Origin of the sequence: Bartonella sp. CL434QHHD, from assembly GCF_042195145.1 — a bacterium.
Lineage (GTDB): Bacteria > Pseudomonadota > Alphaproteobacteria > Rhizobiales > Rhizobiaceae > Bartonella.
The window spans coordinates 295,038-318,317 of sequence record NZ_JBHINT010000034.1; the positions used below are offsets into that span (position 1 = coordinate 295,038).

The following is a 23,280-nucleotide window of genomic DNA, read 5'->3' on the forward strand; positions in this document are numbered from 1 at the left end:
AGAAACAATTGACCTAGAAGAAAAAATATCGTTAGTCTTTTCCAATAAAATTATTCTCTTATGCTTTAAAAATAAAGTTTTGCTTGGTAGCAGAGGTGATTGGTTAAAAAATGTTTTTAAATCAGAGATGTCTTGATAAAAAACAAAAAAATAACAAACCAAGGATTGCTGTCGTTATTCATCGGCGCTCTACCTATACTGGTCGTTTGGGAAAATTTTTACAACAAAAAGGTTTTGTTCTTGATATTTATCGTCCTATTTTTGGACAAAAACTCCCTGATACATTAGAGCATTATGCCGGTGTTGTTATTTTAGGGGGGCCGATGAGTGTGAATGACAGCGAAGCTTATATTGGTGAGGAAATTGATTGGATTTCGTTATCACTAAAGGAAAATAAGCCTTTTTTGGGTATTTGTCTTGGAGCACAAATGTTAGCGCGAAATCTAGGGGGGCGCGTTGGTACAAGAAGTGATGGGACTGTTGAAGTCGGCTGGTATCCACTAGAAGCAACCCCACAAGGGAAGGAATTGATGAATTGGCCAGAAATGGTCTACCATTTCCATGATGAAGGTATTTATGATTTACCGAAAGAGGCAATGCTTTTGGCAACAGGGAATACATATCCTACACAAGCTTTTCGTTATGGAAACAATGCATGGGGCTTGCAGTTTCATGCTGAGTTTACACGCGCTATGATGCGGCGTTTGGTCGTGCGTTCGGCACATAAATTGACTGAAAAAGGTGCTCAACCTGCTTGTGCACATTTGAAAGGTCGTTTAATCTATGATCGAGCTTTGAGCCAATGGTTTGAAAGCGCATTACACCAGATTTTTTGTACACCGCCCGTACTTGTGTGATTATTGACAACGCATTGATTTATATAGATAATTTACTGTTTTGCATATTGAATGAGAACCCCGAATATCGTAAGGTTTTCTCATTCCAAACCTGTGTATGTTGACTCAATAAAAACCTCTTGCTTGCTGTCACAAGTAGGGCTGGCGTGTGGGCAAAAACTGTATAAGAAAAGACTAAAAATGCTTCTTATGAACTGTCTTAAGTGCCAAGGGCTATCGCAAAATTGTGGGGGTAGCCAAATATAATGATGGTGCTGGCTTTGCTCCTCAATAAGCGTAAAGATGGGGGTGCTCAATGGTTTTATCGTTAAGAAACACTATTCATTATCATTTTTTTGTGCTGTAAAACAGTATGGTTTAAGGCAGAGGTAGAAAATCTATGTAAAACTTTACACATGAGGTGTTTTTTGTTAAAGGGTGTAAAGGGTTTTTTAAGAAAATCTTGTTTGTTGAGCTTATGAGATACTGTACTTTAGAACGATGTATAGGGACTTCTTGAAGTGACCAGTAGATAAAATCCGGTCGATTAAGAAGTTGGATTGTGTATAAACTGACCGTGGTTGGGAATCTTTATCCTTTTTAGGGTGGGGAGGAAGTTAAGAGATAAAGAAAGTTTGAATATTGTCTAAATCCTTTCAAATACCATCATCACAAAAAAGTTTTTCTTTGAGTTATTTAATTTGTGGGCTCTTTTGTCTTGCTTTGGTATTTATTTATAGCGCGCTCTGGTTTTTTTTTCACGTAAAATAGAAGACTATGTTTCTGATATATTCACAAAAATATCTTCCCATAATATGGCGGCGGTATGTGAGAATGTGCACAAGGATGGTTATCCTTTACGTGTCGGTGTTGTTTGTGACAAGTTTCAATTTTCTTGGCCTTTACATGGGGTTTCTTTATCGACGGGGCGTTTAACAGCTGGTGCACCAATTTATGCACCTCATTTGGTCGAGTTTAATGTTCATTCCCCTGCATTAATTGTTTTTTCTGGAAAAACTTCCATAGTATCCAGTTGGCGCAATTTGATGATTGAAACAGAACCTTATTGGAAAACGGGTAAGACATTGAAGTTTATAGCTGAAGGGCTTGAGATTTCACCTTTTTCTTCTTCCCTTGAAGGTCAAAAGCTTCAAGAAGCGTTAGGAGCACAAACGACAGATAAAAAAACGACACAAGAAAATATTGAAGATCAGGCATCTTTGCAAAATACGCATAACGTGATTATTCAGCCGTTAGAGCCAAAAGAAGCTTCCCCAAAAATAACGGCAGAATTTTTTCGACTTGATCTTAAACATGAAAAGAATGATTTATCGGGACATATAACTTTTGACGGTTTTGATGCTTCTCCCTTTTTAAAATCTTCTTTTGTTGATATTCCTAAAATTGATGGCAATTTGAAATGGATTTTAAATGATGCCTCTCTTCTGTTTGAAAATGAAGAAAAAAATTGGCAACAGCGATTGTATGGAAAAAGTGGACTTTTAAAGCAAGGTGAATTGACTTTTCATACAGGTGGTGCAGTGCGTATTAGTGGACCTTTTTCTTTTGATGATGAAGGATATTTGACAGCAAAATTTGAACTTGTCCTTATTCAGTCTATGAAACTTCTTGACACTCTGCAGCGCTTATTTCCCGCGCAAACCAATAATCTTCAAGCGTTATTTTTTATTTTAGGTGCTTTGCCTAAAAATGCGGACGGCGCTCCCGTTCTTTCCTTGCTCATTAACAATGGGTGGGTAAAATTAGGCTTTTTAAAACTTGGTCGTCTTGCTCCGCTTTAGGTGTTGTACCAAAGCCTTTTTTAATTTTTACCACAAAATTTCGATTTTTTCTGATTTTCATACTTTTTTGCAATTTTAGAGTGTCAAAATCTATTTTAACAAAATGCGTATTTAATGGTAAAAAAAATAGCTATAAAAATAAAAAATTACCCCCTACTCCTAATTCGTCCAACCTCTTTTCACTTAGTACAAAATCTTATATCAAACTACATATAGTAACAGTGTTTGTATGGAAAAAGTGGCATTTTAAAGTATGCTGAATTGTCTTTTTATACAGGTGGTGTGGTGCTTGTTAGGAACCTTTTTCTTTATATATGGAATGAGCATATTGCATATATCTGTTTGGGAGTAATCTCTTAAAACAAGTAAATAGCCTAGTTGGAGGAGAATATGAAGTTGTAAAGGGAAAATCAACATCCATCTTTACTGTCATTTTTTATTCGATTTTACGCATTTCAAAAGCAGTTACAGTTATATCATTTTAAATGATAGATTAAGCTTATCCTTTTTTTTCTGATGTTTTTTAATGAAGCTATATGTCTTCCACGTAAAACAGAATATATTTGTATTGCATATTTACGCATTTGTTAAAAAAATATTTCTCAGTACTTCTTATTTTACGATGTCGCCTATGAATGGTATAACGATAGAGCCATTAAGGGCTACCATCTTTTCGGTTATGGAGTAATAAGCTGGGGCAACACCATCATATTATATTTGCTAACTCCAAATGTTACTGCGGATTTTGGCATTTGAGGCGGTTTATGAGGGGCATTTTTAGTCTTTTCTTTACTGTTTTTATCTATTCGGCTTTCCCATTTGCAATATGCAAGGGGAAATGGGGTTAATTGATTGAATATAAACAGATTTTAAATGAGACAAATTTAGAATATCGGGTTATCAGTTATCATAAAAATGATAAAATTATGATTGTAAATCAATATATTATATTTTTATGATGAAGGATATTTGACAGTAAAATCTGAATTTATTTTTTATTTTGAGTGCTCTGTCTAAAAATGCAGGATAGGGCTTTCGTTCTTCCCTTGCTGATTAGTCATGGGGGGATAGAACGGAGCAAAAGCTTAGCTGTTTTGTACTGCTTTTAAGTCTGAAAGTTTATGTTTTTAGGGTGAGAAATCAATCCTGGTGTTTTTTTTGAAATTGTTGCAAACAGTTCTATTGTGATAAATAGCGAGATTTTTATTGTTGGTGTTATGTCTAAAATGCAAACTTCTGCTCTGTCTTAGTTGGTTTGTCGTGGTGGTGGGATAGAACGGGAGATTGAGTGGGTCATTTTGTATTTGCTTTAGGTTTGAAAGCCAATATTTTGAAGTTGAGAAATCAATCCTGCTGCAAAAGTAAAACGAGAAATATTGAGATCATTTTCAATAAGGGCGCTAATGCGGTTTGTAATGTTGTGAATATGATCTTCTTCTGTTTTTTTCCAAGTGTCAAAAGGATCTTTTTTCTTTCCATAATTTTTGAGGATTTTCATAACGATTTGCCGAAAGCTTTCAGAAACATTTTCTTTGGCTTGGCTTAAAGCCATACTATCATAATAATCTACTACAGGGATTATACGACTTGCTTCGTTAATGCGGTTTATACGAATGATTTGCGCAAGTGAAAAGTAGATCTCTGCGGTTTTAATAAGATCACTGTTGCTTTTTTTTGCAATTAAAGAAATATCACAGATTGTTGAAGCAGCTTCCAAGAGAGCTAATTGTTTCGCTAATGCTTTTGGTGCTCCCTCTTCACTGTAGTGTAATGCTTTTTCTTCAATCTTTTGCTTAATATCGTTGTCGTGAGAATGCATAAGCTCTTTTTCAATAACGCTACGGGCTTGCTTTATTGTTTTTACAATTTCTTCTAATGGACGTGAGAGATCTATGTTGTGCAAACCCCAATTGGTTGTTTCAAAGAGCATTGGGGTCATTGCTGCGTAGAATTTATTTTGGACAAGACCGGGTATTTTATTATCAAGCTTATCAATTTGCTCAGACAATTGAGGAATTTCGAAACCATCGCGGATAGCAATGAAAACGCGAATAATATTTTCAGTCTTTTGTTCTGTTGCATCGTGTAGTCTATTAACAAAAGTGGGGCCTCCACGATTTACAATATCGTTGGCAATCAGCGTTGCGATAATATTACGACGCAATTGATGGTTAATAACTTCCTTCTTAAAATTTTCTTGAATTTGGGTTGGAAAATAGTTCAGCAAGGTTGTATTGAAATAGTGATCATCAACAATGGGGCTATTAGCAATTTCTTCTTTTAAGGTCAATTTAGCATAGGCAAAAATAACGGCGAGTTCTGGACGGAGAAGACCTTTGCCTTGGGTTGTTCTTTGTCGTAAAATTTGCTCATCAGGGAGTATTTCAACTCTGCGATCTAGAAGCTTTTTTTGTTCCAAGTCGTGCATAAAGCGTATTTGATAGGGCAAATCAGCAGTGCTCTGGTTTTCCGCCAAAGAAAGCGCAAGAGGTTGTAGATAATTGTTGCGCAAGACGAGTTGCTCGACTTGAGGCGTCATTTTTTTCAAGAGCTTATTGCGATCTTCGCGGGTTAACGTTTTGGCACGTAGTGCTGATGCAAGAACAATTTTGAGATTGACCTCAATATCAGAACAATTAACACCAGCAGAATTGTCAATGGCATCCGTATTGCATCGACCACCATTTGAGACATATTCAATTCGTCCACGTTGTGTAACACCAAGATTAGCCCCTTCGCCAATAATTTTTGCACGCACTTGTTCTCCGGTAATGCGTATTGCATCATTTGCACGATCACCTACTTGGGCATCGTTTTCTGTTGCAGCACGGATATAAGTACCAATGCCACCGAACCATAAAAGATCAACAGGGGCTTTGAGAAGAGCAGAGATAATTTCAAAGGGTGTTCCTGTTTGTTTTTCGAAACCAATGGCTTGTGCTGCTTCAGGTGAGAGAGTAATGGTTTTTTCTTTTCGTGAGAAGATACCACCGCCCTTTGATAATTTGCTTTGGTCGTAATCCTGCCAGCTTGAGCGAGGCAGTTTGAAGAGACGCGTACGCTCTGCATAGCTTTCGTCTATGTTCGGATCTGGATCAATAAAAATATCGCGGTGATCAAAAGCGGCAATCAATTTTGTTTGTTTGGAAAGCAGCATTCCATTGCCAAAGACATCACCAGACATATCGCCAACACCGACACAGGTGAAGGGCGTTGTTTGAATATCGTGATTAAATGATTCTCTAAAATGTCTTTTGACGGCTTCCCATGCACCTTTAGCTGTAATACCAATGTCTTTGTGGTCGTAACCTGCTGAGCCTCCAGAGGCAAAAGCATCATCGAGCCAAAAGTGATTTGCTTGGCTGATGGCGTTGGCTGTATCAGAAAAAGTTGCTGTTCCTTTGTCTGCCGCGACAACAAAATAGGGGTCAGGGTCATCATGACAGATGACATTATGGGGAGAACTTATTTTGCCGTTAATCAGATTGTCTGTGATGGAGAGCAAAGCTGTGATAAAGTCTGTATAAGCTTGTCGTGCTGCTTCTATGATGACAGCACGGTCATTTGTTTGGGGAAGCCGATGGGGATAGAAGCCACCTTTTGCACCTGCAGGAACGATAACTGCATTTTTAACTTGTTGGGCTTTGACTAAGCTAAGCACTTCGGTGCGATAATCTAATGCACGGTCAGACCAACGAATGCCGCCACGAGCGATAGGTCCAAAACGCAAATGGACCCCTTCAACTTCTGGTCCATAAACAAAAATTTCTCGGTAAGGGCGCGGTTCAGGCAAACCTTCAATCTGGCGTGGATTTAATTTGGTGGCTAAAATACGCCGTGGATTTCCATCAGGAAGAGGCGTAAAGGCATTCGTTCGTAAACTCGCCTCAATAAGGTTACAATAACGGCGTAAGATCAGGTCATCATCTAAACCAGAGACTTTCCGTAATTTTTCTTCAATGCGCTTTTGAATAACTTGTTGGTTTTTTTCCCGTTCTTTTTCTGTATGGCTTTGATGAAATTTTAAATGAAATAAAGCATAAAGATCTTGGGTAATGTCAGGATAAGCATTTAAAGTTTGGGCAACGCGATCTTGCGAATAAGGAATTCCAGCTTGTTGGAGATAGCGCCCATAATGGCGCAAAATAACAATTTCATGCCAATCAAGCTCAGCTGTTTGTGTGAGAGCATTAAAGCCGTCATTATCAGCATTTTGTGCCCAAATGGCTTCAAAGGTTTCGGCGTGTTTTTGCCCGTCTTTTTCAAAATCGATACAGCGCTGGAAAGTACTTTCCAGCTGCATATCATGAAGATACACAGAGCGCCCATTGCCATCTGGTAATTCAAGGGTTTGTTCAGCAATAACGCGAAACCCCATATTTTCAAGGAGTGGTACACGTTTGGAAAGGGCAAGAGCTTCATGGCGGTGAAAAAGCCGAAGAGAAATGTACTGTTTTTCTTTGTTTTGTGCGTGATAAAAGATCACGAAAAGGGGCTTTTCATCATGAAGACTTAGAATATGTCCGGCATCGTTAATAGCGTCTTCAGCTGAAAATAAATCACGATAGCTGTTGGGGAATTCACTGGCTAGACGTGTTTGTTGCTCTGTTATTTTCTGGGTAAGAGCGATGGCTTGAACCCTGTCTTCCCAACTTCGTGCAATCGAACGTACATGTTGTTCAAGTGTGGAGCGCTCATGAAGGGGAACAGTTTCGTTTCCTTTGCGATGGATGATATAATAGACACGTATAAGGGTGCTTTCCAAAAATAGCGGATAAGATTCAAAAAAGTCACCTTTATAAAGCTCAACAAAATGTTCGCCAACTTTTTCACGCAAGCTGCTGCTATATTGGTCACGCGGTACGTAGACAAGGATAGAAACAAAGCGTCCAAAAGAATCAGTGTGGGCAAGAACCCGTAAACGTGGGCGCTCATCTAATTGTAGAATAAGCTTAGTGTTTTCTGTCAATGTATCAACATCAGAGCGAAACATTTCATCTCTTGGATAGGTTTCTAAAGCACTGATGAGTGCTTTTCCTGAATAATCGGCGTGATTGTGTCCAAGTCGTTGAATAATAGTTCGGGCTTTTTCTTTTAAGAAAGGAATTTGCAAAATAGAACGTGTATAAGCTGAGGAGGTAAAAAGCCCTACAATGCGTAATTCTCCACAGAGTTGGTTTTCTTTATCAAAGATTTTAAGACCAATATAATCGAGCCAAACAGAACGGTGAATTTTGGAGCGGCTGTTCGCTTTTGTCACGATAAACAGATTATCGCTTTCCATGAAGGATAAAACTTCTTGAGGAGGTTCTTTCATGCTTTTATCGTCAACAATATGAATAGAAGCATCCGTGAGTATACCAAGTTCAATATTACTGGCTGTAAAGGATTTTAGGGGTTTTTGGTCTTTGATGAAGTTGTAAGTGCGCATACCAAGGAAAATGAAATTATCGTCCATTAGCCAGTGAAGAAATTCAATAGCTTTTTCGCCTTCTTGTTTGTAGTGTGGGGGAAGACTTATTTGGTAGGCATGAATCTGCTTTTCAACTTCTTCAAGCATAGGTTTCCAGTCTTGTACAGCAGCATTAACCTGTTCAAGAACTAAGGTGAGTTCATTTTCAAGTTTTTGTATTTGCTGTTTGTTTAATGACTCGATGTGAATTTGCATCAGACTGATGCGTTTTCCAGAAGCACAATCAATAATGGGGTGTGCAATCAAATAGATATGGTTTTTGTGTTGATTAAAAACATTTAAAATAGAATCGAGAAGAAAGGGTTTGTTATCATTGACAAGCGTGATAACGGTTATAGGTCTGTTACTACGGGTTAAATTTTGCTCAAAGCAGATGGTATTTTTTCCCGTCTGATGGAGATTAAAAGCTTTTACCGCGATGGCTGTGGCTTTTTGAAGTTCTTCATTTTCATAATAAGCAATATCTTCTTTATCGGTTTGGGCAAAAAGGATTTGTTCTATTTTATCTTGGGTGTTTTTTGTCTCTGTTTTTTTTTGTTGCAACACATTCACTCTCCCTTTTTGCTCTTAAGGGGTCTTTAATTAAAAGCAGACCATTATATTTTTTATATACTGTAACACCTTCTTTCTAAAGAAAATAGCTCTTTATTTGGAAAGAATGAGTTTGTTTTTGCTATTTTTTAGTAATATTTTGCACTTTAAAGAAATATTTTGCTTCAAGGAAAGGGCACTTTTAGTATTTTTGTATGTTAATAGTTTGTTTTTTAAAATATACAAAATAAAAGTAAAAAAAGAAGCAAAAGTAAAGAGAGAATGGCGCGTTTACCAGAAAGACTTTTAAGTGGTTACCAAAACTTTATAAACAATCATTTTTTATATAAAATAGCAGATTATCAGCAATTGGCGATTGAGGGGCAGAAACCTGAAGTTTTGGTCATTGCTTGTTGTGATTCGCGTGCAGTACCAGAAATGATTTTTGATGCTAAGCCAGGGGAAATTTTCACCCTGCGCAACGTGGCGAATGTGGTTCCTCCTTTTTCTCCTGATGACCAATATCACGCAACATCAGCAGCTCTTGAATATGCTGTGCAATTGCTTGAGGTGAGACATATTGTCGTTTTTGGTCATGCCCATTGTGGAGGCATTCGTACTGCTCTTAATGAGACATATAAATCTTTATTATCAAATGATTTTATCGGTCAATGGATAAGTCTCTTAGCACCAGCAGCAGAAATCGTTTTGAATAATAAGTCGCTGTCTTGGCCAGAAAAACAGACGGCATTAGAGCAGCTTTCTATTCGCCATTCGTTGAGAAATTTAGAGACGTTTCCGTGGATAAAGCTTCGCAAAGATCAAGGTTTTTTGACATTGCATGGGGTTTGGTTTGATATCTCTAGCGGAAAATTATGGAGCATGGAACAGGAAACAGGTTGTTTTATGCGTGTTGAAGTTGAAAGTTTTGAAGTATAGTATTTGTTGTTTTTATTTCTTCGTATAAAAAGATATTTTATGATAAAACTTGACAAAGCTGGGGTTTTATTGTTTGAAGGAGCAAGCTTTCAGTGACAAAATTAACTTGGAGCCACCGACTGAGACCCCAGTTTAAGGGTATAAAGAGATCTCAGAGGTCAACATCCGACGGCGCGATGCGTTCTCGGATGCTATTTTGGTTTGTTTGTTATGCAACAATGAGGTAAATGATGTTTGAATCCTTGCAAGAGCGACTTGGTTCTATCCTGTCTCATTTGACGGGACGTGGCGCTTTATCGGATCAGGATGTTGTAGAGGCGCTGCGTGAAATTCGTCGCGCTTTATTGGAAGCTGATGTTGCTCTTGATGTTGTGCGCTCTTTTACCGATAGAGTTCGGGAAAAAGCTGTTGGGGCCGAAATCGTTAAATCAATTAAACCAGGCCAAATGGTGGTTAAAATTGTTCATGATGAATTGGTTCATATTCTTGGAAATGAAAGCGTTCTGAGTGATTTAAATGCACCAGCTCCAGTTGTTATCATGATGACTGGTTTGCAAGGTTCCGGAAAAACAACTACAACAGCAAAGCTTGCAAAACGTTTTACTGATAAGCACAATAAAAAAGTTCTCATGGCGTCATTAGATACACGCCGTCCCGCTGCACAGGAGCAATTGCGCCAATTGGGAGAGCAGGCAAAACTTGCAAGCTTGCCTATTATTGCGGGTCAGCTGCCCGTTGATATTGCATCACGTGCCGTGCAGGCTGCTAAATTAGGTGGTTATGACGTGCTTCTTCTTGACACAGCAGGACGTAATCATATTGATGAAGCTTTGATGCTCGAATTGGCTGAAATTAAAGCATGTTCCCTTCCTCATGAGATTATGTTGGTGGCTGATAGTTTGACGGGGCAAGATGCCGTTCATCTTGCTCGTTCTTTTGATGAGCGTGTAGGGATTACGGGGATTATTTTAACACGTATGGATAGTGATGGGCGTGGTGGCGCTGCTCTTTCTATGCGTGCTGTTACAGGTAAACCAATTAAAGCAATTGGAACTGGTGAAAAAATAGATGCTTTAGAAGAATTTCATCCCAGTCGTATTGCTGATCGTATTCTCGGAATGGGGGATATTGTTTCTTTGGTTGAAAAAGCTGCTGAAACAATGGATCATGAGAAAGCTGCTGCTTTTGCAAAAAAAATGCAAGCCGGAAAATTTGATCTGAATGATCTTGCAGAACAGTTGCAGAAAATGAAAAAACTGGGTGGAATGGGCGGTATTATGGGCATGTTGCCAGGAATGGGGAAAGTCAAAGAGCAGATTGCGGCTGCGGGGTTTGATGATCGTTTGTTTGATCGTCAATTGGCCATTATTTCATCTATGACACCCAAAGAGCGGGCGAATCCAGAGCTTTTAAAACATAGCCGCAAACAACGAATTGCTAAGGGGTCTGGTACAACGGCGGCTGATATTAATAAACTTTTGAAGATGTATCGCCAAATGGCTGATATGATGAAAGCCATGGGTGGTAAAGGAAAAAGTGGTTTTATGGGAAAGATGTTGGGAGGCCTTGGTTCCAAAATGGGTTTTGGTGGTATGGGAAACTTGGGAGGGGATTCTCCAGCTATGCCGGATTTGTCGGGATTGGATCCAAAGCAATTCTCAACGCTTCAAAAGCAAATTGAAAATGGTAATGGAGGGAAGCTTTTGCCCGGACTTCCCAAGCGTGGACCTACTTTTCCTGGTCTTTCCAATGGCATTGTCGATGGGGGAAATTTTCCTCAGCATCCTAAGAAAAAATAAGATGTAAAGAGGGAAAGGAATATAATGCAGGAAACAGTATTAAACGAATTGGCACATTTACGAGCATCCATTGATAATTTTGATGCAACTTTGATTCATATCTTAGCAGAGCGGTTTCGTTGTACGAAAGCTGTTGGGCGCTTAAAAGCCCGTTATGATTTGCCTAAAGTAGATCCTCTGCGTGAGCAATATCAGGTAGCGCGTTTGCGGCAATTGGCTATGGATAGTGATCTTGATCCTGATTTTGCTGAAAGATTTTTAAAATTTATTATTAAAGAAGTTGTGAGTCATCATGAAGTTATTGCTGAAGAGCAAAAAACAAAAAAAGTCAATTTAAACGAAAGCCAGAGCTGACAATAGGAGATAAAATATGGCATTGAAAATTCGTTTGTCCCGTGGAGGTTCAAAAAAACGTCCTTACTATCATATCGTCGTTGCAGATGTTCGTAGTCCGCGCGATGGGCGGTTTCTTGAACGTGTTGGTGCATGGGATCCAATGTTGCCTAAAGATGGACCGAGGGTGAAACTTAATGAAGAACGTATCCAATATTGGCTTGGGCAAGGGGCTCAACCAACAGATCGCGTTTTACGGTTTTTAGATGCAGCTGGCTTGAAAAAGCGTCCAACTCGTAATAATCCACATAAAGGTGAACCGGGTAAAAAAGCACAAGAACGTATAGCAGCAGCAAAGCAAGCAGCAGAAGAAGCAGCGGCAGCGGCTGAAGCAGAATCTGCTTCAGCATAAGAAGCATGATTGTTTAATCAATGTGTTTTTAAAAGCTTTAGAAAAATAAATATTATCCGTTTTTGTCTATCAAAAACGGATTTTCATTAAAAAGCTGCTTGTTTAAATTGCGCCGTTTTTTTTAAATCAATGGTTTTAAAAATCAATGGCGCGGCCTTTAATTTCCCAGTCTCCATAGCGGGAAGGGTCTTTGCCGCCGCGTCCGCCGTTTTCTAAAGGTTGTTCTTTTTTTGCTGCGCGTTTTCGTCTTTCTTCAGCTTCTTTAAGGGCGCGTTGTGCTGCGGGAGAAAGAGATTGCTGTTTAACGACAGTTGCATTTTTTTTGCTTGTTTTCTCATCTTTTTTATTCATTTTACACCTATTCCATTGAAGAAGCAGAAAGAAAACACCATCATATAGTATTGATTGACTTTTATCATGGAGTTTTTTGAGTAATGAATATAATGCGTACAGCTATGCTTTTGGCTTTTTTAACTGCTCTCTTTATGGGAGTTGGTTATCTTGTTGGAGGGGGCGGTGGCATGGTCATTGCTCTTTTGATGGCAAGTGGTTTAAACTTTTTTTCTTATTGGAATTCAGATAAAATCGTTTTACGCATGTACGGGGCGCGTGAAGTTGATCAGCATTCAGCACCAGTTTATTATAAGATTGTAAGCGATTTAGCACAAAAGGCTTCTCTTCCTCAACCAAAGGTTTATGTTATTGAGAATGCACAGCCAAATGCTTTTGCAACGGGACGTAATCCGCAAAATGCAGCTGTTGCTGCAAGTACTGGGTTGTTAGAGCGGTTAAGCGCTGAGGAAATTGCCGGCGTTATGGCGCATGAGCTCGCACATATTGAGCATCGTGATACGTTAACAATGACTCTGACCGCAACGATTGCAGGGGCAATTTCAATGCTTGGTAATTTTGCTTTCTTTATGGGAGGACAGCGTAACTCTTCAGAAGATTCTCATGGCGCTGGGGCAATTGGAGGATTTATTGCATTGCTCGTGGCGCCTTTTGCAGCGATGCTGGTGCAAATGGCGATTAGCCGTACACGGGAATATGCTGCGGATCGGAGAGGGGCTGAAATATGTGGTAATCCTTTATGGTTGGCTTCGGCATTGCGTAAGATTGCTGATGGGGGACGTGGGGTATATAATGAAGAAGCAGAGCATAATCCAGCAACCGCGCATCTGTTTATTATTAATCCTTTGAGCGGTGAGGGAGCGGATAGTCTTTTTTCGACACATCCAGCAACTGCAAATCGTATTGCTGCTCTTTATCAGCAAGCAGAAGAGATGAAAGGGGCTCTTGCCAAAAGTGTGGGATGGAATAAAGAAGACGCTATACATGAAAAAAGCAGCGGGATGAACTATGGAGATTTTCATAGTGGTCAGACTCATGCATTAGGTGAGAAAGAAAATAGTTCTTTTCAGCGTGTTACAAAACGTCCTTCTTGGCTTCGTTATGAAAATTCAAAAAGATCTCGTTCATAGAATTATTGAGGGAGCTCTTGAGAAAACTGTGATATAAAGGTGGTGGTTTGAAACACAAAAAAGCGGGGCATGTGTCTGAAAAAAATGTTCCAGGATTAGCTGTTCGACAGGTGTGTGTGCGTCTTTTGGGGGCGGTAGTTGATAAGTACACGCCTCTGTCTGGTTTGACGGATAATGAACACGGACATCCACAATATTTGAAGCTTTCACAACGAGATCGTTTGTTATGTCGGGCTGTTTTAACAGCTTCATTGCGTCATCGAGGGCAGATTATGGCGGCTTTCTCACGCTTTTTGGCGCGTCCTTTGCCTTCACAAGCACTTTCACTTCAGCATCTTTTGCATATCAGTGTTGCACAAATTCTTTATCTTGATATTCCCGATCATGCGGCTATTGATTTAGCTGTGCGTGTGGCGAAACTTGATCCTCGAATGCGCCGTTTTTCAGGGGTGGTGAATGCTCTTTTGCGCAATGTTGCACGTGAGGCAGAGCCTTTACGTCAACAAGTTCCTACCATTGAAGGTGTGCCAGCGTGGTTTGGACAGCTTTTAATATCAGCTTATGGAACAGAAAAGGCACATCAGATTATCGCAATTCAAAGTGTGGAACCTCCTTTCGATTTGACAGTGAAATCTGATAGTGGTGGATGGGCTGAAAGGCTTGGCGGTGTGGTATTGCCCAATGGTTCTGTTCGATTGAAGCGTCTGGAGTGTTCTGTTTCTGATTTACCAGGCTATCGTGAAGGGTCTTGGTGGGTCCAAGATTTTGCAGCAGCTTTGCCTGCTTGTTTACTTGGGAGTATTGAGGGTAAACGCGTTGCTGATCTTTGTGCGAGCCCTGGGGGAAAAACAGCACAATTGGCTTTGCAAGGGGCAGAGGTGACAGCAATTGAGCTTTCTGCTAACCGCGTAAAGCGTTTAAAAGAAAATATGGAACGGCTTCATTTTTCAGTTCACATTTGGCAGGGCGATGTGAGAAATTTCTATCCCACACAGCTTTTTGATGCAGTTCTTCTTGATGCTCCTTGTTCTTCTACAGGAACAATCCGTCGTCATCCGGATATTTTATGGACGAAATCGAGGGAAGATATCGTCAAGTTAGTGGCGTTGCAATATGATTTGCTTGTCGCAGCAATTTCTTTGGTAAAGGAGGGGGGACGGATTGTTTTTTCCAATTGTTCATTGGCAAGAGAAGAAGGTGAAGATCTTATTGAAAAAATTTTATCGACACGCAATGACATTGTTTTAGACCCTATTTATCCAGAGGAAATGGGAGCACTGGAACATTTGCTTTGTGGGGGGATGTTACGGACAACGCCTGCGGATTTTTGTCATAAAAATTTTGATGCTGAGAAAACCGTATTTTTAGGAATGGATGGTTTTTTTGCTGCGCGCTTACGAAAAATTGCTTAATTAACGCTTCATTTACAAAAATGGTCGAAATTGTATTTGATTCAGCATAAATGGAGATAAAATTTTGGCGGTTGCGGTAAAAGCTCCTCAGGTAAAAGTGGCAGCCTGTATCGATACGATACAGAATGTTATGCGGCGTTTATGGGTTGGACCATTGTTTCGTTGGCGGTTTTCAGGGTTTCGTCCTCATAAAATTTTAGCGCATCCCATGGATTTGCATGTAGCTGATCCGATGATGGCGCATGAATTTTATCATGGTCGTTTTGCTTTTGCTGGTCACATTGTTCATTCTGGTGCTGTTTCTCCGTTTTCATTGGTTCCACCAACGCTAGAATGGGAAGCGGCTCTACATGATTTTCATTGGTTGCGCCATATGGAGGCAGCAGGAAGTGATTTAGCTTCTGCACATGCACGCTCTCTTTTAGAAGACTGGTTTGACCATGCTGGTAAGAAGGTAAAAGGGCTTGCTTGGAGTGATCCTGTTGTGGCGCGGCGCTTGATTTCATGGATTTGTCATTCGAAAATGTTGTTAGAAGGGGCAAGTGAACGGTTTGAAAAACGCTTTTTACGTGCACTTGGTTTGCAATTTCGTTATTTGCGCGTAACAATTTGTAGTATGGAGCACAATGATCAACGTTTACAAGCAGCAGTGGCTTTGACATTCGCATCTCTTGCTTTGCCTGTTTCAGCGGCAGTGAAAAAAAAGGTACAAACCACACTTATAGAGGAGCTTTCCCGTCAAATCCTAGTTGATGGTGGGCATATTTCCCGTAGTCCTGTTATTTTGCTGAATTTGTTATCGGATTTATTGTCGTTACGGCATCTTTTTATGCGTAGCAATGAAACAGCACCCCGTATTTTGATTGATTCTGTTGAGCGTATGTTGCCAGCTTTACGATTCTTTATCCATGAGGATCAAACGTTGGCCCATTTTAATGGGGTTGGTCCCCTTGTATCGGAACGGTTATCATCACTTTTGGAGCTTGATGAAACAGGAGGCCATCCTTTTAGTTATGCCCGTTATTCAGGATTTCAGCGCTTAAAAGCCAATCAAACAACAGTGCTTGCAGATACAGGAAAGTTTCCACCCCGCTCTGTAGCACAGCAGGCTTGTTCGGGGTGTTTGTCTTTTGAAATGTCTTCACAAGGGCACCGTTTTATTATCAATACCGGTGTTAATCCTGATGGGCGGGAAGATTATCGACATTTAGGGCGTGTTACTGCAGCACATTCAACAGCTACGCTTAATGATTGTTCAGTAGGTGCTTTTTATCATAAAAAGAAAAATGGCGCGCCATTTTTGTTTGATGGACCAACAGATGTTCAAGTGTGCCGTATAGAGGATTCAGAGAAGACGGGTTTTATTGCGAGTCATAATGGTTATATGCGACCCTTTAATCTTATTCATGAGCGTGGTCTTATTTTGGCGACAAATGGAGATATGATTGAGGGTTTTGATCGCTTTTTTATGCCCAATAAAGGGGGAAAGAGACACAAGAGTGTGCAAAATGAAAAAAATCATGTTGCTGTTCGGTTTCATCTTCATCCACAAGTTGAAGTTAACTATGATGGCAAACGTGTATGTTTAACCGTAAAGAATGAGAACGTGAAGAGCGAACAAGTATGGTATTTTATATCGCCTGACGCAGATATTTGTCTTGAAGATTCGATTGATTTTGCAGAATTAACAGGTCCACAACGGACACAACAGATTGTTTTATATTTTCGTCCAGCATTTCAGGAAAAAGTTCGTTGGCGTTTTATCCGTAAAGCGTTTGATAAAAAATTAGAACATTATTCCAACCCATAGTATATTGCGTTTTATCTTGCGTGTCGCAAAACATTATCGTTTATTGTGGTAATATTCTCAAAATTTGAAGATCATATCAATTTTATACATGAAGAGTTTTGTTAGAGTATGGGTTGGATGTTTTTAGGCAAGGTTTGCTCATAGAATCTCATGAGGTGATGCTAAAAGGGATTGGCTCCAGAAAAAAAGTTTTTGGAAAGACCATTGTTGACAGATGAGTACTGGTTAAGGATCTTCATATCTTTAAAGATATGGAGAGAAAATTAAGCCGTTGCTTATCTTCGATAAGTTTTTAAGTGTGCTGTTGGGATCAATATTTATCTCTGAGAGAGTTGCATTAATAGGGCTACACTCCTCACGAAAAACAGAGCGCTATTGTATTGTATATTCACGGACTTATTTTAAAGAAAAATTCCTTAATGCTTCCAAGCCTATTTTGCGACGATGCCCGTGATGGGTATAACGGTAAATCCATTAAGCACCCCCCATCTTTATGCTTATGAAGGAGCAGTTCGGCACTATCACACTATTTATCAGTGCCCAATGTTTGTAACAACTCTTGGCACTAGAGATGGTTCATAAGAGGCATTTTTAGCCTTTTCTTAATAGTTTTTATCCATACAGCTCTCCCCGCTTGTAACGTGCAGGCGAATGGTTTTGGTTGATTCAACATACATAGATTTGAAATGGAAGAATCTCACGGTATTCGGAGTTCTAATTCAATATGAATAACGCTAAATTATCATTATAAATCAAATGTTGTATATCACAGAAACACTGAAAATTTGAGAAACAATACACAGCAATGGCTGAGAAAAACAACTCTTCTGCTCTTAAAAATGAAGGCGTAATAACAAATCACAAAATGCACGCTTTTTCAGAGCAAAGCATTCTCTCAAATATCTCAAACAACTTTCATAAAGATTTACGCGAATAACGTCGTGCAATTGAATCAATATCACCTCGACAAATTCCAAGATCGCTGAGTTCATATGTTGAAAGACGACTTAACGCATTAACGGTTCGACGATAACGGCGCCAATTACTATAAAAACGTAGAATATTCATATCCTCTACTCAAACTTTTCATTACACTCTTTAGTTTAAGAATAGAGCATATTACTAAAAAGAGTTGTGTTATAATATCATAACAGGTATGCATCTACATACAAGATAACATCCCTTTAACATTTTCCTCATGTGAAAGGGCAACCATTAAAAATATCAACAAGAACAATATTCTTTCCCTAAACAATGGCTAAATTATGTGCATTTTCTTCGGTGATAAACTTCTTCACGTGTAGATTCTTTGGATTGAATAACTGCTTCCATTTCAATAGTTATCAATAGTTATACGATGATTATGAAAAATTCCTTGAAACATTTGTCTCATACGAAGAGGGAATCAGCAAAATTATTAATGGCGGAAGTGTCGTGTTCCTGTAAAAACCATTGCTAAACCCTGTGCATCAGCAGCGGCGATAACTTCTTCATCACGCATGGAGCCTCCTGGTTGAATAATTGCTGTTGCCCCTGCTTCAGCTGCTGCTAATAAACCATCTGCAAAAGGAAAAAATGCATCTGATGCAACAACAGATCCTTTTGTAAGGGTTTCTGTTAAGCCTGCTCTTTGCGCACTTTCTGCGGCTTTACTTGCAGCAATTTTTGCTGAATCGATGCGGCTCATTTGTCCGGCTCCAATTCCAACTGTTGCGCTATTTTTCGCGTACACAATAGCATTTGATTTAACGTGTTTTGCTACACGAAAAGCAAATTGAAGATCACGCATTTCATCTTGAGTTGGTGCCCGCTTTGTCACTACTTGCAATTTAAGATCATCCACCACCACGTTATCACGTGATTGCACTAAAATGCCTCCTGCAAGTGTTTTCGCAAGAAGTCCTCCACAGCGTGGATCAGGAACTCCACCTGTAATGAGCAAACGAAGATTTTTTTTCTGGGTAATAATTTCACGTGCTGCCATTGTGGCATCAGGAGCAATAATCACTTCTGTGAAAATTTTAACAATTTCTTCAGCACATTCTTCATCAAGGGTTTGATTTAAAGCAACAATTCCACCAAATGCCGATACATTATCACACATAAGAGCTTTCAAATAAGCGTCTTTCAAATTTTCTCCTTCCGCAACACCACAAGGATTGGCATGTTTAATAAGAGCGACAGCAGCGGTTTTTTGCGGATCAAATTCTGCCACAAGCTCAAAGGCTGCATCTGTATCATTCAGATTGTTATAAGAAAGCGCTTTGCCTTGTAAAAGTTTTGCTGTTGCAATACCAAAACGTTTTTCATTATTGCGATAAAATGCTGCCTGTTGATGTGGATTTTCCCCATAGCGCATAACACTTTCAAGATGACCGGAAAAACTCTGCCATGATGGAATTTCAATTTTTAAATCCCGTGCAAACCACGTTGCTATTGCCGTATCATAAGCAGCGGTGTGTGCATAAGCGCGCATTGCTAGCTGATGACGCATAGATAAGCTTAAACATCCATTATGCTGCTTTAATTCAGCTAGAATCGAATCATAATCTTTTATCGCTGTTACAACACCGGTATAAGCATAATTTTTTGCCGCGGCGCGAATCATCGCCGGTCCACCGATATCAATATTTTCAAGAATCGTTTGCCCATCGGCTCCCGATAGGATCGTCTCTTCAAAAGGGTAAAGATTCACCACCAAAAGATCAATTCCATGAATGCTGTTCTTTTCCATAGCTTCCCTATGGCTAGGATCTTCTCTTACCCCTAACAAAGCACCATGAATCAAAGGATGGAGTGTTTTTACACGCCCATCCATTATTTCAGGAAATCCGGTAACTTCAGCAACATCTTTTACGGGTAAACCAGCTTCTATGAGGGTTTTTGCTGTTCCTCCTGTTGAAATTAATTCAACATTGTAAGTAGCATGAAGGGCTTGTGCAAAAGCAACCACACCCGTTTTATCAGACACAGAAAAGAGAACACGACGAACCCGATGAAGATCAGGTATGGGAAAATTTTTGGCAACAACACCCATAACAGAAGCCTTAAAAATGAAAGAGTTAAAATTCTAGTAAAACACGCTTATACGTTTATAGCATAAGCCTTTAGCAAAATACACTGAAAGGATAAACTGTCTTTTTAGAATATAGGATGCTCACCTTTTTCTATTATCCTGTAAAAACCTCTCATTTGAGGTGTGGTGATAGGTATAAAAGTCGCGTTGAGAAATTAAATGTTTTTTTGTTGCTTATAACTCAACATCTCATCTTCATAGCAGTTGTGAAACAAAAAATGCCTCCGTATGTTCTCTGCTATATTAGCTTTTATACTATATGAAGGCGAAAGTATTACGTATATCAATTGGAATAATCTCTGAAATGGGAAACAATCTAATGAAGCAAGAATATAAAATTATAAAGGCAAAAATGAGTGCCTATCTTTCCTATCATTTTTAAATTTGGCTTTATGTTTTTCAAAAGCGTTTATGACAATGTTTTTTAAGAGTGAATTTTTTATAGAGTGGAGATAATGCATTGCTTCACATTTTTGGGCATTACATTTTTAATGAATAAACCCTCATTTTATGATGATTTTTTAAAGAGTGTCGCGTAAATCTTTTGTGAATGGTATAAAGATCTATTGTATGCCTATGATCTTTATTTAACAAAGGCGCAAGTTGGTAGATTCTATTCTCTTTATCAGTTTTCAAGATTCTAAAAATTTTTGTTACTTGAGATGGAAAAGGTATTTTTTTAGTTTTTTTGCCGTAGCAGAAAAAGAAAACCTCCTAACACACCAGCAGCTAAAATAAACCACGTGATTGCATAAACGAGATGATTATTTCGAAAATGAATAATCGTAAGACCAACGACGGGAAGATTTGCTTGTGGAGATGTTTTTCTGGCATCAATGAAATAAGGAGCAACAGTGGACAAACCAAGTTTTTGTGCCATAGCGGGGAGATCGCGCGTATACCATAAATTTTTGTCAGGATTATTTTTACGCGGGAAAAATCCATTTTTTTCACTCATGCGTAATAAACCTATAATCATTGTTTGTTCTGTGTCCGTGGTAGAATTTTGCTGAGATGAGGCATTTGTATGCGATTTCTCTGAGTTTTGAAAATTATTACGTTCATCCATGGGGATAAAGCCACGGTTGATAAAGATCAGTGTATTATCAGCAGTTTGTAAAGGAGTCAAAACCCAATAGCCTGTAGTATTTTGAGCGGCAGCAGTGACTAAGATATTTTTATCTGTTAAAAATTTTCCTGTGATAACAACAGGTTGATATTCATATTTTTCAAAAGTAACATCTGACCATTGATTTTTTTTGGGGGCTTTTATGGGGGGTAAATGAATGCGCTGATTAGCACTGGTGATAAGATTTGTTTTCCAGTTTAACCGTTGTACTTGCCATATACCTAATGCACTGAAGAGAAGAAAAAAACAAATACATAAAGTTCCAAATAAAAAAGAAGAAAAACGGCAAGAATTTCCCTGAAGCTTTGTCATGGGGGGCCCTTTTTTGCTCATGATTTATGCTTCCTTTCGGGACAATAGGCTTTTATTCTAACATGGTATGTATTTAAAAAAAACATTTTGTACGCTTTTTGGCGGAATTTGCACGTCTTATTGAGGAAAAAGATGAAAAATGAGCCAACAAGAGATGAAAAAGGTTTTATAAAAGACTTGACCTTTTGTTGTCGACCCCCTATTAGAAAGAAACTTCCCAATGATGCCCGTTCAAGGTTGCATTGCGCGTGTTTTGCGTTCATTGTGTCCTTTGGGTATGGGGATTTGAAAGTTTCTTAGAGTTTAAGGGTGAAGTTTATGTCTCGTGCATGTGAATTGACAGGGAAAACGGTTCTGTATGGTAATAATGTTAGCCATGCGAATAATAAGACACGGCGTCGTTTTTTACCAAATCTTTGCAATGTGACATTGATTTCAGAGGTGTTACAGCAAAGTTATCGCTTGCGTATTTCAGCAAGTGCATTGCGTTCTGTTGAGCATCGTGGTGGCCTTGATGGTTTTTTAGTTAAAGCAGATGATAAAGAGTTGTCGCAACGTGCGCGTTTGCTAAAACGCCAAATCATTAAGAAAAAAGCTGAGCAAGAAGGTGAGCAAAAGGCTGAACAAGCAGCGTAATTGTTAGCGCTATTCTTTTTGGTTTATTAACGCTTTGATTTCGGTTTTCTGTTCTAGAAGTTAAGTTTTTTGCAGGTTGATCGTTTCATTTTATTGGTTCCATATCCCAGGTTAAAAAAATGTCTTCAAGCGGTCCTTTATTAGAACAGCAAAAGAAAAGGTATGTTGTTTTTTCTATTTTTGCAATGTGCCTTGCTGTTACGGCTTCTAATATTTTGGTTCAATATCCTGTCTATTGGTTTGATTTAAATGAGCTGTTGACTTATGGGGCTTTTACCTATCCATTTGCTTTTCTGATCAATGATTTAACCAATCGTTTTTATGGTCCATCTGCGGCGCGGCGTGTGGTTTATGCTGGTTTTTTTGCGGGGGTCTTTGTTTCTTGGATATTGGCGACACCACGGCTTGCCCTTGCTTCTAGTTTTGCATTTTTATTTGGGCAACTCCTTGATATTGTTGTTTTTACTCCTTTACGACGTAAAACATGGTGGAAAGCACCTTTAGCAGCAGCGTTGGTTGGTTCAGCTTTGGATACAGTGCTGTTTTTTGCTCTTGCTTTTTCTAGCTCGTTTTCTGTTCTTGATAAGATAACAGGGTATGCTGATAGTTCACTGGTGGAGAGTACTGTTTTGGGAGGGATAGGCATGCCAGTTTGGCTATCGCTTGCTTTTGGTGATTTTTCGGTAAAAATTATTATGAGCCTGTTGATGTTGATTCCTTATGGGACAATTCTTAATATTGTAAAGCTTCCTCTTTATCAAAGTCATTCAAAGGATGATTCTTCTTTTGTTTGTCACAAATAATAATTTTTGTCTTTTTTTCATGAAGCCAAGAAAATTGTACGCTATGCTTGGTGTGGCACGTTATTTATAATGGATACTTTATCATTTGCCAACTTAAGTAAGAGCTCCAACACAAAACGCGTTTTTTATTTCAAAATTCTCTTGTGAGGAAAAGATAAAGTCATTTGTTTGAGAAGGGGCTAAATATACTTTTTACAAATGATTAAATGTGACAGAAATTGCAACTGATGTTTATTAATAGATTGATTTAAAATGATAACTTATATTTTTTATTTGAGTGAAAGAGCTCAATATCATAAAATTTTACGCGTTTTAAATACTCTTATATTGAGTTAATAAAAATCATTTGCTTGCCTATGTTATAAGAGGAATTGGCGTGCGGACACGTCATTTGAGAAAGCAATACTCTTATGAAGAGCTTTAATGTAATAGAAGTGCAATATTAGGCGCTGGAAGTATATTGATTTATCTTAAAAACATTGGAAGCTTGAAAGTA

At 38.8% G+C, this 23,280-nt stretch carries 16 protein-coding genes; 11 read left to right on the plus strand and 5 right to left on the minus strand.

All coding sequences use genetic code 11. The features are described from left to right. The first annotated feature begins 110 nt into the window (after positions 1-110). Entirely contained in the window at positions 111-857 is a 747-nt protein-coding gene (locus tag ACFILN_RS06055; protein ID WP_273790078.1) for a glutamine amidotransferase, read from the plus strand. Between the two features lie 794 nt (positions 858-1,651). After that, a complete protein-coding gene (locus ACFILN_RS06060) occupies positions 1,652-2,638 on the plus strand; it encodes a DUF2125 domain-containing protein (protein ID WP_375658002.1) in 987 nt (328 codons plus the stop codon). 1,309 nt (positions 2,639-3,947) lie between these two features. Here ACFILN_RS06060 and ACFILN_RS06065 read toward each other — a convergent pair. After that, positions 3,948-8,657 carry an NAD-glutamate dehydrogenase gene (locus ACFILN_RS06065; protein ID WP_375666821.1) on the minus strand — a complete coding sequence of 1,570 codons (4,710 nt, stop codon included), beginning with the start codon at positions 8,655-8,657 and terminating at the stop codon, positions 3,948-3,950. 267 nt (positions 8,658-8,924) lie between these two features. Here ACFILN_RS06065 and ACFILN_RS06070 point away from each other — a divergent pair, with 267 nt between their 5' ends. The 4 genes from ACFILN_RS06070 (at position 8,925) to rpsP (ending at position 12,125) form a co-directional block, all read left to right on the plus strand. Beyond that, the gene (locus tag ACFILN_RS06070; protein WP_273790076.1) at positions 8,925-9,581 is read left to right on the plus strand and encodes a carbonic anhydrase; all 657 of its coding nucleotides are present in this window, start codon (positions 8,925-8,927) and stop codon (positions 9,579-9,581) included. 230 nt (positions 9,582-9,811) lie between these two features. Further along, the gene (ffh, locus tag ACFILN_RS06075) at positions 9,812-11,380 is read left to right on the plus strand and encodes a signal recognition particle protein (protein ID WP_273790300.1); all 1,569 of its coding nucleotides are present in this window, start codon (positions 9,812-9,814) and stop codon (positions 11,378-11,380) included. Between the two features lie 24 nt (positions 11,381-11,404). Beyond that, entirely contained in the window at positions 11,405-11,734 is a 330-nt protein-coding gene (locus ACFILN_RS06080; RefSeq protein WP_273790075.1) for a chorismate mutase, read from the plus strand. Between the two features lie 16 nt (positions 11,735-11,750). Next, on the plus strand, positions 11,751-12,125 hold the full coding sequence (gene rpsP, locus ACFILN_RS06085; RefSeq protein ID WP_273787601.1) for a 30S ribosomal protein S16: 375 nt from the start codon (positions 11,751-11,753) through the stop codon (positions 12,123-12,125). A gap of 135 nt (positions 12,126-12,260) precedes the next feature. Here the strand turns inward: rpsP and ACFILN_RS06090 are convergent, their stop codons facing one another. Then, positions 12,261-12,476 carry a DUF1674 domain-containing protein gene (locus tag ACFILN_RS06090; RefSeq protein ID WP_273790074.1) on the minus strand — a complete coding sequence of 72 codons (216 nt, stop codon included), beginning with the start codon at positions 12,474-12,476 and terminating at the stop codon, positions 12,261-12,263. Between the two features lie 83 nt (positions 12,477-12,559). On the opposite strand from ACFILN_RS06090, the gene htpX reads away from it, so the two are divergent. From htpX to ACFILN_RS06105, 3 genes are all read left to right on the plus strand, one after another. Then, on the plus strand, positions 12,560-13,606 hold the full coding sequence (gene htpX / locus ACFILN_RS06095) for a zinc metalloprotease HtpX (RefSeq protein WP_375659680.1): 1,047 nt from the start codon (positions 12,560-12,562) through the stop codon (positions 13,604-13,606). A 47-nt stretch (positions 13,607-13,653) separates the two neighbouring features. Next, positions 13,654-15,018, plus strand: coding sequence for an RsmB/NOP family class I SAM-dependent RNA methyltransferase (locus ACFILN_RS06100; RefSeq protein WP_375671083.1), 1,365 nt, complete (start codon positions 13,654-13,656; stop codon positions 15,016-15,018). Between the two features lie 64 nt (positions 15,019-15,082). Continuing rightward, the gene (locus tag ACFILN_RS06105) at positions 15,083-16,828 is read left to right on the plus strand and encodes a heparinase II/III family protein (protein WP_375658005.1); all 1,746 of its coding nucleotides are present in this window, start codon (positions 15,083-15,085) and stop codon (positions 16,826-16,828) included. Positions 16,829-17,743: 915 nt separating this feature from the next. Here ACFILN_RS06105 and ACFILN_RS06110 read toward each other — a convergent pair. From ACFILN_RS06110 to ACFILN_RS06120, 3 genes are all read right to left on the minus strand, one after another. Further along, positions 17,744-17,896: a DUF1127 domain-containing protein gene (locus ACFILN_RS06110; protein ID WP_273790070.1), complete on the minus strand. Its 153-nt coding sequence runs from the start codon at positions 17,894-17,896 to the stop codon at positions 17,744-17,746. Positions 17,897-18,245: 349 nt separating this feature from the next. Further along, positions 18,246-19,865, minus strand: a complete 1,620-nt coding sequence (purH, locus tag ACFILN_RS06115) for a bifunctional phosphoribosylaminoimidazolecarboxamide formyltransferase/IMP cyclohydrolase (protein ID WP_375671085.1) — start codon at positions 19,863-19,865, stop codon at positions 18,246-18,248. 718 nt (positions 19,866-20,583) lie between these two features. After that, positions 20,584-21,366: an SURF1 family protein gene (locus tag ACFILN_RS06120; protein WP_375630704.1), complete on the minus strand. Its 783-nt coding sequence runs from the start codon at positions 21,364-21,366 to the stop codon at positions 20,584-20,586. A 297-nt stretch (positions 21,367-21,663) separates the two neighbouring features. Here ACFILN_RS06120 and rpmB point away from each other — a divergent pair, with 297 nt between their 5' ends. Beyond that, positions 21,664-21,981, plus strand: coding sequence for a 50S ribosomal protein L28 (rpmB, locus tag ACFILN_RS06125; RefSeq protein ID WP_273787609.1), 318 nt, complete (start codon positions 21,664-21,666; stop codon positions 21,979-21,981). 119 nt (positions 21,982-22,100) lie between these two features. Continuing rightward, positions 22,101-22,784, plus strand: a complete 684-nt coding sequence (locus ACFILN_RS06130; RefSeq protein ID WP_375637337.1) for a VUT family protein — start codon at positions 22,101-22,103, stop codon at positions 22,782-22,784. Positions 22,785-23,280 lie beyond the last annotated feature (496 nt).